Source organism: Lysinibacillus sp. FW12 (assembly GCF_050817245.1).
Taxonomy (GTDB): Bacteria; Bacillota; Bacilli; order Bacillales_A; family Planococcaceae; genus Lysinibacillus; species Lysinibacillus irui.
On record NZ_CP139094.1, the window covers coordinates 187,669 to 200,502 of the forward strand.

At 35.0% G+C, this 12,834-nt stretch carries 16 protein-coding genes; 6 read left to right on the forward strand and 10 right to left on the reverse strand.

The window, feature by feature from the left end; all coding sequences use genetic code 11:
• Positions 1–4 precede the first annotated feature (4 nt).
• From SJW71_RS00950 to SJW71_RS00960, 3 genes are read right to left on the reverse strand one after another with little or no spacing between them, the layout of a single operon-like run.
• Positions 5–1,351 carry a GntP family permease gene (locus SJW71_RS00950; protein WP_274795047.1) on the reverse strand — a complete coding sequence of 449 codons (1,347 nt, stop codon included), beginning with the start codon at positions 1,349–1,351 and terminating at the stop codon, positions 5–7.
• Positions 1,352–1,366: 15 nt separating this feature from the next.
• A complete protein-coding gene (gene gntK / locus SJW71_RS00955) occupies positions 1,367–2,908 on the reverse strand; it encodes a gluconokinase (RefSeq protein ID WP_274795046.1) in 1,542 nt (513 codons plus the stop codon).
• A complete protein-coding gene (locus tag SJW71_RS00960) occupies positions 2,901–3,632 on the reverse strand; it encodes a GntR family transcriptional regulator (RefSeq protein ID WP_274795045.1) in 732 nt (243 codons plus the stop codon). Before SJW71_RS00960 ends, gntK begins: the two co-directional genes overlap by 8 nt.
• Before the next feature lie 227 nt (positions 3,633–3,859).
• Here SJW71_RS00960 and SJW71_RS00965 point away from each other — a divergent pair, with 227 nt between their 5' ends.
• Positions 3,860–4,072 (forward strand): hypothetical protein, encoded by a 213-nt coding sequence (locus SJW71_RS00965; protein ID WP_431811663.1) that lies wholly within the window; start codon positions 3,860–3,862, stop codon positions 4,070–4,072.
• Between the two features lie 173 nt (positions 4,073–4,245).
• Complete coding sequence (locus SJW71_RS00970; RefSeq protein WP_274795042.1) at positions 4,246–4,521, forward strand: hypothetical protein; 276 nt, start codon at positions 4,246–4,248, stop codon at positions 4,519–4,521.
• 66 nt (positions 4,522–4,587) lie between these two features.
• Here the strand turns inward: SJW71_RS00970 and SJW71_RS00975 are convergent, their stop codons facing one another.
• Complete coding sequence (locus SJW71_RS00975) at positions 4,588–5,079, reverse strand: hypothetical protein (RefSeq protein WP_274795041.1); 492 nt, start codon at positions 5,077–5,079, stop codon at positions 4,588–4,590.
• Positions 5,080–5,235: 156 nt separating this feature from the next.
• Here SJW71_RS00975 and SJW71_RS00980 point away from each other — a divergent pair, with 156 nt between their 5' ends.
• From SJW71_RS00980 to SJW71_RS00995, 4 genes are all read left to right on the forward strand, one after another.
• The gene (locus tag SJW71_RS00980; protein ID WP_274797399.1) at positions 5,236–5,385 is read left to right on the forward strand and encodes a hypothetical protein; all 150 of its coding nucleotides are present in this window, start codon (positions 5,236–5,238) and stop codon (positions 5,383–5,385) included.
• A 119-nt stretch (positions 5,386–5,504) separates the two neighbouring features.
• Positions 5,505–6,275, forward strand: a complete 771-nt coding sequence (locus SJW71_RS00985; protein ID WP_431811664.1) for a nucleotidyltransferase domain-containing protein — start codon at positions 5,505–5,507, stop codon at positions 6,273–6,275.
• Between the two features lie 388 nt (positions 6,276–6,663).
• Complete coding sequence (locus tag SJW71_RS00990; protein ID WP_274795039.1) at positions 6,664–8,145, forward strand: malate:quinone oxidoreductase; 1,482 nt, start codon at positions 6,664–6,666, stop codon at positions 8,143–8,145.
• A gap of 227 nt (positions 8,146–8,372) precedes the next feature.
• On the forward strand, positions 8,373–9,452 hold the full coding sequence (locus SJW71_RS00995) for an ankyrin repeat domain-containing protein (RefSeq protein WP_274795038.1): 1,080 nt from the start codon (positions 8,373–8,375) through the stop codon (positions 9,450–9,452).
• Between the two features lie 118 nt (positions 9,453–9,570).
• Here SJW71_RS00995 and SJW71_RS01000 read toward each other — a convergent pair whose 3' ends face one another.
• From SJW71_RS01000 to SJW71_RS01025, 6 genes are all read right to left on the reverse strand, one after another.
• Positions 9,571–9,852, reverse strand: a complete 282-nt coding sequence (locus SJW71_RS01000; protein WP_431811665.1) for a hypothetical protein — start codon at positions 9,850–9,852, stop codon at positions 9,571–9,573.
• Positions 9,849–10,508, reverse strand: coding sequence for a hypothetical protein (locus SJW71_RS01005; RefSeq protein WP_312506379.1), 660 nt, complete (start codon positions 10,506–10,508; stop codon positions 9,849–9,851). Before SJW71_RS01005 ends, SJW71_RS01000 begins: the two co-directional genes overlap by 4 nt.
• A gap of 145 nt (positions 10,509–10,653) precedes the next feature.
• Entirely contained in the window at positions 10,654–11,061 is a 408-nt protein-coding gene (locus tag SJW71_RS01010; RefSeq protein ID WP_312506380.1) for a MarR family transcriptional regulator, read from the reverse strand.
• Positions 11,062–11,260: 199 nt separating this feature from the next.
• Positions 11,261–11,917, reverse strand: coding sequence for a hypothetical protein (locus tag SJW71_RS01015; protein WP_312506381.1), 657 nt, complete (start codon positions 11,915–11,917; stop codon positions 11,261–11,263).
• 2 nt (positions 11,918–11,919) lie between these two features.
• A complete protein-coding gene (locus tag SJW71_RS01020; protein ID WP_274795033.1) occupies positions 11,920–12,327 on the reverse strand; it encodes a permease prefix domain 1-containing protein in 408 nt (135 codons plus the stop codon).
• Positions 12,324–12,653 carry a PadR family transcriptional regulator gene (locus SJW71_RS01025; protein ID WP_274795032.1) on the reverse strand — a complete coding sequence of 110 codons (330 nt, stop codon included), beginning with the start codon at positions 12,651–12,653 and terminating at the stop codon, positions 12,324–12,326. The genes SJW71_RS01020 and SJW71_RS01025 overlap by 4 nt, the downstream gene beginning before the upstream one ends.
• Between the last annotated feature and the right edge of the window lie 181 nt (positions 12,654–12,834).

Here is a 12,834-nt window from a genome sequence, read left to right on the forward strand (position 1 = left end):
TTTCTTAAACAAATAAACTAAGTAATAAAATAAATCCTAAACCAGCCACAGATACTATTGTTTCGAGTAGTGTCCATGTAGCAAAGGTTTCCTTCATGCTCAGCCCAAAATACTCTTTAAACATCCAGAAACCAGCATCATTGACATGTGAAGCAATTAAGCTTCCTGCCCCCGTTGCCAATACGACCAAGGCAAGGTTTACATCGCTTTGACCTAACATTGGAATGACTAACCCAGCTGTTGTTAAAGCAGCAACGGTAGCTGATCCCAATGAAATACGTAAAATAGCGGCGATAATCCAAGCAAGTAAGATCGGTGATAAGGTAGTTCCATGGAATAACTCAGCAACGTAATCCCCAACACCACCATCGATTAATACCTGCTTGAAGGCGCCCCCTCCACCAATTATTAAGAGCATCATGCCGATATGAGTAATTGCTGTAGTACATGATTCCATGACCTGTTTAATAGGAATGTTTCTTGCGATTCCCATCGTATAGGTAGCCACTAGTAAGGAGATTAACATGGATGTACCAGCTTCACCGATGAAGCGGATTCCTGCTAAGAAGCCATTATCTTCAAAGCCTATTGTTTTTTGTAGCAGTGTAATAATAGTAGCGATAGACATTAAAATAACAGGTAGTAGTGCAGTGAAAACACTGATACTAAAACTAGGTGTATCCTCTAGTTCAAATGTTTTTTGTTCACCAAGAGAAGCGATATTACCAGTTTTGTTGAATGATTCAGGCACTAACCTTTTCGCTAATTTTGTGAATAGCGGCCCTGCTAAAATAACGGTCGGAATGGCGATGATAAATCCATAAAGTAAAACTTCACCAATGTTTGCCCCGAATTCACCAGCGATGACAGTTGGTCCTGGATGAGGTGGTAAAAATCCGTGTGTAACAGATAATGCTGCAGTCATAGGAATTCCTAAATATAAAATAGAAACCTTTAATTGTCTTGAAATAGCGAAGACTATAGGGATTAATAGCACTAATCCTACTTCAAAGAAAAGAGCTATACCGATAATAAAGGATGCCGCTACAACAGCCCATTGGATATTCTTTTCCCCAAATTTATTAACAAGGGTCATGGCAATACGCTGTGCCCCTCCTGAATCAGCAATTAGTTTCCCTAGCATAGCTCCAAGTCCAAATATTAATGCTAAGTGACCTAATGTACCGCCTAATCCTGCTTCAATCGTCTTCACGATGCCATCTAAAGGCATCCCAAGAGCCAATGCCACTCCAAATGAAACGATAATTAATGAGATAAACGTATTTAATTTAAAGCCCATTATTAAAATTAACAGTGCGATAATACCAATACCTACAATAATTAATGGCATGTATTCTCCTCCTCTTTAGTCGGGCTTAATTAAGCTCCTTTGATATTGAGCAATGGATGCATAATCATCTGCTAACACCCTGGATAAACGAATGAAAATAGGGAGTAGCTGTCTATATTCTTTTGCTGCATCTTCGATAGGTGTATGTTTATAAGTGTCACCAATCATATCAGCGACAATGTCAAAGGAATCGATTTTTCCGATAGCATATAAACCTAAAATACAAGCACCAAGACAGGAGCTCTCATAACTTTCAGGGACAACTACTTCCGATTCAAAAATATCAGCCATCATTTGTCTCCAAATCTCAGAGCGTGAAAAACCACCTGTCGCTTGAATACGAGTTACGGGAGTTTCCATACACTCGAGCAATGCTAAATAGACGGTATATAAATTGTAGATAACCCCTTCAAGAGCTGCTCGTATCATATGTTCTTTTTTATGCGACATGGTTAAACCAAAAAATGATCCACGTACATCTGGATTCCATAAAGGTGCACGTTCACCCGATAAATACGGATGGAATAGCAATCCATCAGCACCCGGTCTTACACGTTCTGCAATTTTGGTCAATACTTCATATGGATCAATCCCGAGTCTTTTGGCTGTTTCAATTTCAGATGAAGCAAATTCATCCCGAATCCAGCGAAGTACCATACCGCCATTGTTTACAGGTCCACCAATGACCCAATGATTCTCTGTTAAGGCATAGCAGAAAATTCTACCTTTCACATCAGTTTTAGGCTTATCAATAATAGTGCGAATAGCACCACTTGTCCCAATTGTGACAGCAATTTCACCTTCTCGAATGGCATTCACACCTAGATTAGAAAGTACGCCATCACTTGCACCAATGATAAAAGGTGTTTGTGGGTCAATACCAATTTGTTTAGCTAAAAGGTCATTGCAGTTCGAAAATAATTGAGTTGTTGGTACGAGTGTCGACAATTGTGCTCTCGAAATACCGGCAACAGTTAACGCTTCTTCGTCCCAATCTAATGTGTGGAGATTCATCATGCCCATACACGAGGCTAATGAATAATCGACGACATATTGATTAAAGAATTTTTTAAAAATGTATTCTTTAATACCGATATATTTCTTTGTTTTGCACGCGATTTCAGGATGTTCATGCACAAGCCAAGTAATTTTGCTTAGAGGTGACATTGGGTGAATAGGTGTACCTGTTCTTTTATAAATTTCATGACCATTCCAGTCATCTTTAATTTTATGTGCCCAAGCTTCACTACGATTATCTGCCCATGTGATAACAGGTGTTAACGGTAAATCATTTTCGTCTATAGCGATTACACTATGCATAGCACTACTAAAGGACACAAATAATAATGATTTATCTGAATGGACTTTCATAATGTTAGAAATGGCTTGCAGTACAGCTTGAAAAATCTCTTCTGGATTTTGCTCAGCTGTTGAAATATCAGGCGTATATAATGGATACCCTATATTTTCTTGTTGAATAACCTTACCTTGTTCACTAAATAACACAGCTTTTGTACTAGTAGTCCCTATATCAACACCTAACATATAGTTAGTCATTTTGTGGCTCAACCCCTTTAGATAGCATTTGCTGTGACCGCCATAGGTCTTCTACCTTGCCTTGAACATCATCAAAATTTTCATGTAAGGATTTGATCATAAGCTCTCGATCTTTGGCTCTAATAGCATCAATATAGAGTTCGTGATTTTTCACAATGCGAGTAAAATCCTCATATTTTTCTTTAAAGCGCATACGCATTGATAATAAAATTAAGCCTTCCATTACTGGTTTTAAATTATTCCAAATCATGGTGATATAGGAATGTCCGATGGAGCGAATAATTGCCTCGTGGAACATAATATCCTGATAAGAAAATTCGTCTGCATCGTTATATTTAATGGCAACCTTCATCATTTCTAATGTTTTGCTAAGCTCTAGCGCTAAGTTAGTTGTATCCATTTTTATAAGACGTTCAAACACAAATGTTTCAATCAGCAATCGAACATCATAAATTTCTTCAATCTCTTTTTCCGATAAACCAAGGACAACAGCACCCATTTTTTCTAATCGAATGATATTTTCAGCCGCTAATATTCTTAATGCTTCACGAATGGGCGAACGACTTACTTCAAAATCTGCTGCAAGTTTATTTTCAGAAAGAATGGTACCGCTTTCAATTAATCCTGAAATAATACGCATTCTAAGTTCATATGCTACGCGATCGCCTGTTGAAGCCTTAGAAAGCCATTTTTGTGGATATAAGTAATCCTTTAATTCGCTCATAATATCACCTTTTCGATCCAGAGTATACTTGTATACAAGTATTATAGTCAGAAAGAAAATAAGATTGCAAGCGACTTAACATTGAAAAAGCCTCAACATTATCCTTAGCTAAATAGAAAATTTAATGCACATTCTTTTATTCCTCGATGGACAAACTTTAGAGTGAGAAGTTTAAAAAACCAAATAAACGGTTTTGAAACTTTTCAAATAATCGATGGAGGATGGTTATGTCAAATATGAAAACAAATCGTAACAATGCAAAAGCAAATGGAACGAGAAGTGCAAAGCAATCAATTCAGCAGCGTCAGAAACTTCCTCAGGAAGAGTTTGGTGCTGAATTTGGGCTTGATGCGGCTTCATCACAGGTCAAGGACTTTGCTGAAACGCAAGGAAAAACAGGTATCAAACAACCGGTTAGTGAGAGAACTGCGTGGCACTAGTTTATATTTGACTATCTATTCAACACATTGAGAGGAACTAAGGATTTAGCCTTAGTTCTTTTTATGTCCTGGGAAATACTGTTTTTTAATTTTCTTCCATACATATTTCCTAAGCAATTCATAATACTACTTTTAGAACAATGAAATTTCTTTAGGAAGGGAAGATGTATCAATTGGCTAAACACTCAGATACAAGTTGGAAGCAGGATCATCCTAGTACATTGTTTAGTAATTCTGTACAAAAGGCTGATCGCATGTTAAAGCATGCAAAGTCACATCCAGAAGAAATAGCAATAGAGCATGCCTTTAACCAAATTAAGCATGCAGAAAATGCTCGTTTTAATGCAGAGCAATATGGTGAACATTTAGATACTGTTCAGCAAAATAAAGAATATTTGGATCAGATTAAACAGCAATTGCATGAAATGAAAAATGATATGAATAGATAATGACAAATATGAACGGCTTACACCCATAAAGAGGGAACTAAGCCGTTTATCATTTTAGTGATGTAACTAACACCAAACAATGATTTCATATGGTGAAGTTTGCGCAGGAATACTTCTAGTAGTAGGACCATAAATGACAATGAGGTTGCGATTAGCTGGATTATTTGAAAAAGGTTGACCGTTTTTAAGTGAAATAATAGTAGTAGAAGAAAGATTTAATTGTAATTGTCCATCATTACTAACTAATTGGTTATTAAAATAGTCCACCTTAACATTTTGATAATTACTTTCTTTGACAACAATCAATGCACGATATTGTGGTGGATAAATCATTGGTACTGGTGCATCACCATCATAATAACCTGTAACCCATTGACCTGTTGTAACGATTTCTTGATTTACAAAATAAGTAGAAGGAGAAATGATAAAATTTACGACTCCACCAGTTCCATCTTCTACAGTCATCATTTTATAACAGCCATCTCGGTCCCCATTTTGTCCTACAGGAAAATTATTTATGTTTGTTATCACACCACGAAAAGATTTAAAATTTACCATAGTCATTCCTTTCTTACATAATGATCGATTTTACCGTATTATTTTAATTTATGTGACATTATAAAATTAAGTGACAACTATAAATTAGGGATGACTACTTTATATAAACCCATCTATACTGAACATGCTTACTATAAAGTCAGGGGAGTGAATCTATTGAAGTGGACTTCTAAAAATAAGAAAATTCTTTTATTTTTCATAATCGTTATTATCATCATTGCGGGCGTACTCGATATTAAATATGAAGGACTGTTCTATCAGCTATTACCAACATCTATGCAAACATTTTTATCAAGTTTATTTTAACTAAGAACCGTACTTGAAAGAGAGTACGGTTTTTTTATTCAATGAACTCTATTATAGAAATAGGGAATGACTGAAGAAAAAAATAATACTATTAAAAAATTACAAAAGGGATTGATTAATTGTTGGACAAATGGAAAACAGCACTAGAAACGTTCTTAAAAGATTGGCAAGACAGAGATGAGGTTATAGGAGCGCTTGTTTGTGGGAGTTATGTTACGGGGAATCCCTCTAAGCGATCTGACATCGATGTACATATTATTTTGGCAGAAGATGTGGCATGGCGGGAAAGAGGCAATCGAGTGATTAATGGGTTTCTAATTGAATACTTTGCTAATCCTCCAAGTCAAATTCGTCGGTATTTCCTAGATGATTTTAACAAGCGTAGAACTATGTCGATGGTGCAATTTAAAACAGGTAGAATTCTATGTGATTATACTGGAATAATAAAAGACCTAAAATATGAAGCAGAAGAGTGGCTAAGCAAAAGATATAAGAAAGTGAATAAAACTGTCTTAGAAATAAAAAAATACGGATTATGGGATGCATTAGATAATTTAAAGGACTGTTATGAACAAGATAGGAAAGACTTTACCTTTACGTACCATAACGAATTAGCTAATTTGTTTACGGAGTACTGTCACTTTTTGAATTTAGAAATGATACCTTCTTATCAAATCTGTGCGTATCTTGAAGATCCACTGTATCTACAAAAATATTGTAAGACAGCATTTCCAGATGATTACTTTAAAAAATCTTTTATGAAAGCAATGCAAGAAGATGATGCTCAAAAGAAGATGGAGTTATTTGAAGCATTAGTCAATTATGTACTCAAAAAAATGGGGGGTTTTCGTATAGATGGCTGGCATATGAAAAGTCCAATCGATGATTAAACTTAAGGAGTAGGGAGTTAGTTCAGAAACAAGACGAGCTCCCTAATTTTATGTTATTATATAGATATAATAAAAAAAGAACCTATTTTTTATGAAAATGTCAACCATTTTTAGGCCGATTATTCCAAAAAGCTTAAATAATCCTAGTTTTATCCGTAAGAAATAGTGAGTTTTTTGCTTGAATTATGAACAGAAAGACTCGAAAAAAGCGGATAACTCTCATATAAATAGTTGATATTTTATTCTTGAACTAATTGTGATAAACTGCAATAAGGTAATAATTGATACAGAAATGGTGTGCTCCGAGGTTGCTCCATGGCTTACAGTACTTCTAAAGCAGGAGTGCTTACATCCTTTCTGCAAATCTTAATATATAAGGAAGGTAAAAATGAGTAACAGACAAATTAAATCAGATGTTATCTTAATTGGTGCCGGAATCATGAGTGCAACTTTGGGAACATTACTCAAAGAATTAGCACCAGATTGGAAAATTACAGTGTTTGAAAAGCTTGAGAAAGCAGGCGAGGAAAGTTCTCACGAATTGAATAATGCTGGAACTGGACATGCTGCACTATGTGAGCTGAACTACACTTCAGAGAAAAAAGACGGATCAATCGATATCAAAAAAGCGATTAATGTTAATGAACAGTTCCATGTTTCAAGACAATTTTGGTCGTATCTTGTAAACAATAAGCTGATCAATAATCCACAAGACTTCATTATGCCTTTACCACATATGAGTTTAGTACAAGGGAAAGAAAATGTTGAGTTTCTAAAAAGACGTCATGAAACGATGACAAAAAATCCTTTATTTGAAGGAATGGAATTCTCAAAAGATCCTGAAACACTAAAAAAATGGATTCCACTTATTATGGAAAATCGTCCAGCTGGTGAAGATATTGCTGCAACGAAAATTGACACTGGTACAGATGTTAACTTTGGTGCTTTAACACGTATGTTAATTGACCACTTAAAAGCACAAGATGTAGATGTGAACTACAAACACAGTGTTGAAAGTTTAAAACAAACTAGTGATGGTTCATGGGAAGTACGTGTGCATGATTTAGACGGCTGTAAAATGGAATATCATTCAGCGAAATTTGTCTTCCTTGGAGCTGGTGGAGGAAGCCTAGAATTACTACAAAAATCTGGTATTCCTGAAGGAAAACATATTGGTGGATTCCCAATTAGTGGTCTATTCTTACAATGTAATAATCCAGAAGTAGCTGAAAAGCATCATGCAAAAGTGTATGGAAAAGCAAAAGTTGGTGCTCCACCAATGTCAGTACCGCATCTTGATACACGTTATATTGATAATAAAAAATCACTACTATTTGGACCATTCGCAGGTTTCTCACCTAAGTTCTTAAAAACAGGCTCAAATATGGATTTATTTGCTTCTGTTAAACCGCATAATATCACAACTTTATTAGCGGCAGGCGTTAAAGAGATGGGATTAACAAAGTATTTAATCCAACAGCTTATGCTTTCAAAAGAACAACGTATGGAAGAGTTACGTGAGTTCATTCCAAACGCGAAGAGTGATGATTGGGATATTATCGTTGCTGGTCAACGTGTACAAGTTATTAAAGATACAGAAGCGGGCGGTAAAGGTACACTTCAATTTGGTACGGAAGTTGTAAGTGCTGCTGATGGTTCAATTGCAGCTTTACTCGGAGCTTCACCAGGTGCGTCTACTGCTGTACATGTTATGCTTGAGGTTCTTAATAAATGTTTCCCTCAACATATCAAAGAGTGGGAACCAAAAATTAAAGAAATGATTCCATCATATGGTTTATCTTTAGCAGAAAACCCAGAGCTTCTAAAAGAAATTAATGCAACAACAGATAAAGCACTAGGTTTGAAATAAATAAGGAAGAGCTCTCAATCTATTTAAAATTGAGAGCTCTTTTTGTATGCCTTTTCCTGGGAAATTTTTAATGCTTGCCACAATTTTAACAAAGTAACTATAAAAATTAGTATAAATCTTTTTGACTTCATCATGATCTTTTTAAAACTGGAGCCATATATCCTGTTGTTTTGTTATAGGTTGTTTTCTATACTTTTCGTAAATGTAGGAAGGGAGCCATTCAATAGATGATTAAGCTAAAAGATATTGGGACATTTCAGGAGCTACCAGAGATTGCAATGCATATTTATACTGGTAATATCACCGCTTTACGAGTAGCAAAGAATAGGGGCTGGAATATTGAAGAACATTTTATATTAAGTAAGCATACCACGTTAAGTCCATTAAACTTAGCACTGATTTTACAAAAATTTGATGTAGTAAAACTGTTAGTTGAATATAATGTCAACTTGAATGTCGAAAAAAACCCTGCTTTTTTAGTTGCTGTTCGATATTGTAAGGAGAATATCATCCGTTACCTTGTCAAACAAGGGGCAAATCTAGATGGATATAATCAGGTTGGTTCTGGAGCCTTTTCACAGGCCTACTATGGGAATAAAAAAAATATCCCACTTATTCATGAGCTCGGACTAGATATTAAAGAACATGGTGGGGCCGTATTACGTGAGGCTGTAGCTAATTATGATATGAAAACAGTCACTTATTTACTCGATGAGGGGGCAGATATTAATTATCAAAAGTCTGACATGGTTTACCCCTATGCTGCCACACCGTTAACTATTGCCTCACGCATGGGGAATATTGCTATGGTGAAATATTTGGTTGAACGTGGTGCAGATGTCTCTTTAACCGAGAAAAATGGAGAAAGAGCTTATACTATTGCCGTAGGTTTGAAAAATGAAGAGCTAGCGAATTATTTGAAAGCACAAGAACCTGCGGAACTTCATTCAATAGTAAATAAAAAATATGCATTAAATAAATATAATTTACCAGATGAATTGGTCGATTTTCTAACGGGTGATAAATTGTATCTTAAACTTCCACCAAATGATTATGACATTCAGTATATTGAGTTTTTTAAGCTTACAGACACAATTGAGATGAAGCTTGGTCGTCAAAAACTTCTCCGACTTTCGGCATATGTTGATAATTATTCTGACATAGAAGTAGTGTGGAACCCAAATGGAAAGGGCCAAATTGGGTGCTATGATGTGGAGCATGAAGAATACGCTGATTTATGCAGCTTTACAGAGTTTCTTGCTAGACCAGAAGTCTACATCATCAATTTTCTAGAAGGGGAGCTTTAGCAATGTTCCTTAATACTTGATAACTGAGAATGGAACAATGATTACCTTAATAAAAAGAGTCATCGTATTGCTCAGGAAAAGGCAGTTTCCCAAAAGAATATGCCTTTTCTTGATTATTCTAAACGCGAAGTTTGGATATACAGAATACAATAGAACGTTTGATGTATGTGGCGCAAAAGAACAGAAGTACAGCTACTTGAAGTGCTAGAGGGATACTGAAAATAATAGGTATATCTACACCGTACCAGATACTCATTTTAATTTGATCCAGTCCGAATGTTCGTAAAAAGCCAGAGAATATAGATAGTATAGCACTTAAGAGTAAGCCAATGTATAGAACTGACAATACAACAAGAGCTAGTGAGCAAAAAAAAGCTTGTAGCATTTTTAGGAATATCATTCTATTTCCCTCCGAATAATATGATGCACGACTGCATTTGAATCGATTGAATAATCATCTGTATAATAAAGCCTTTCGATGAGACAATTTTCTCCTACTATAACTACTTCACCTTCCACAATTTGTGCATTTGTATAAGATAGCTTTAACTGTTTTCCACAGATTGTGTGACAAATTAACCTTTTCTTAAATAATGGAAGAAGTGTCACTCGATCTTTTTTTATCATTACATTTTCAGCTTGCAGCCTGCCAATTTTACTTTCTCCTGATAATTTCAACTGAAAGTGATTAGCTACTAATTCAGCGGCTTTCACTACACCAAGAGCCTCAAAATGTTCGCTCTGTAGTTTCCCTTCAATTATTACTTTCCCGGTACTATTGATTTTTTGGACACAACCTTTTTTTACTTTAAGGTTACCTGCATTTGTTAGTTCATCGATTTCACAATAATCTTTTAACGTACATGAACCTGTGCTGTTAAATTCATGGACAATAACGGGAAAATAAAATGAGCTATGGCCATGAGTAGACACTTTTTGCATGCGAACTTCTTGATGTATTGTTACGGCTCCACGAATATTTAATTGCTCATACTCAATATCCAAATGTTTAATACGGCCATTCGTAAGTGTTAGGGTACGCAGTTGTTGAAACATAAAAGTCACCTCATATACTTTAATTGATATATATTTTAATTACTAAAATATATATCAATTAAAGTATATGCAACTTCCCTTTGTCAAGAACAAATGAATTCCCTAATTTTGAGGCAATAAAAAAGGATTTCAATTTGTTGAAATCCTAAAAAATTTTATTCATTAATTGATTTACTTCACGTAAAATATTGGCCATATCTATGAGTTTATCCTGTGAAAACTTTAAAAAGATTTCTTGAACCTTTTTGTCCCCATTGCTTGTTAAAGTCATTTTGACGACACGGCGGTCATTATTTTCTCTAATTCGTTGTATCAGCTCTAGTTTTTCCAGTTTATCGCACATGGAAGTGACAGCTCCAGGAGTGATACTGAAGAATTCGGCAATTTCTGTCGCCTTCATACCATCATTTATTTTTAGTTGCAGGAGTAAAATTAATTGGTTTTGTGATAACGCTTCCCCTTTAGATAAAAGCTCTACAAACATTTTTGACTTTTGCTGTATATCTAGCATTTCCTTCATAATAATCTCTACATTGTGTAGACTTTCAGCCATATAATCACGTCCGTTAAAATATTTAATGGTTAAATTATATAGCAACTAAATTAACCTTTCCAATCATTAATAATTGTTTAAAAGCTACAAGTACCTTAGCCCCTTTTATAGATGAGTCCATGGTGGGAATAGTAGCGCCAATAAAAGAAAGGAAACATCATATCAAGGTATATTATGAATTTTTTAATAGACTTCTTTTTTACATTCGTTTCACAAAAGTAGCGTGATACATTCTTCTTTTATAGACATAAAAGTACATACTTAGTGGCCACCATAGTGTCACGAAAATAGGGTAAATTGCCCATATAACGCTTGGTGAAGAAATAACATTGACTGTAATGAAAAAGATACTAATTAGCAATGTAGCTGTAACGGAGAAGGCTACAAAAGTTTTGCGTTGAGCATGATATAAAGCAAGAGGCCACCACATGACTAAAAATGCGGGATAAATCGCCCAAGGATATTGTGGAGATACCATGATATTTAGCAATGCGTAATATATAATTGTAGAAGCACAGCCAATAAGTGCTGTTTGTAACGTCTTTGCTTTTTCTCCTAAATACATTAGAAGTGGCCACCAGATAATCGGATAGATGGCATAAATGAACCATAAATGATTTGGAGCGTATAGATAATTTTCGATAATAAGAAACGAGATAATTATAGCACTACAAACGATAGAGTATTGTTTATACATTTTTTTTGACATAAAAAATAATGTAATAGGCCATAGTAGAAGCAGTATGCAAGGGTAGATAAACCACATTGTTTGAGGCGATGTCGTGTAATTGACAATCCCTAAGAAAATCATTGTCATCAAGCTCCCAGCTATAGAAAAGTTAATAAAGTTCCTCATGATTATTCACCCCATCTCTTACGCGTCCACACAAAGTACATAGATAAAGGCCACCATAGAATAGCGAAGATCGGATAGATTGCCCAAATTGTATGCGGCGTGTAATAAAGATTAATGAAAATAAAAAAGGCAATAATTAAGCTACTTCCCCAAATTGAAAACTCTAAATTTAATTTTGCCATGTTTTTCTTTGCAGGCTCTTTAACGCCCAATTCTTTTTTTAAGTCTTCAATATCTCCAAATTCTACAATTGCTTTATTAATAGCATCTTCTTGTTCTTTTCCTTGATCCATCAAATAAAATACCTTTTCTTCAAGATTTTCAATAATCTCTTGTTTGACCATTTCAGTCTCGTTGTTACGAGGAATATCTTTAAAAAGCTCATCAATATGGTTTTTTATTCTTTTCATTCTAAGCCCTCCATAAATAAATCGATTATTTCTTTTACTTCCGACCATTCTTTCACTAACTCATTTAAATAGGCTCTACCTAATGGAGTAATACGGTAATACTTTCTTTTGCCTCCATGTGAAACATCTCCATAATAGGCTTCAATAATTTCCTTTTTCTCAAGTCGTTGAAAAACTGCATACAAAGTTGCTTCCTTGATTTGAAACCGATTGTTTGTACGGAGACTTATTTCCTGAGAAATTTCGTAGCCATAACGATCCTTTTCTGAAATTAGCCGTAAAATAATCGAATCCAAATGTCCTCGGATAATATCACTGCGAACCATAAGTCACCTACTTTATTTATTGCTCTATCTGTTAGAGTAATATTAGCAAACATTACTCTACCTGTCAAAGTAATTTGTTTTCTTTTTTATATTGGTAGTATGCCGAGACAATACCACACAAAAAGACTCCACTCACTGAAAATCCTAAAAGGATTCTTTCATGGTGAGTGGAGTTCGCACA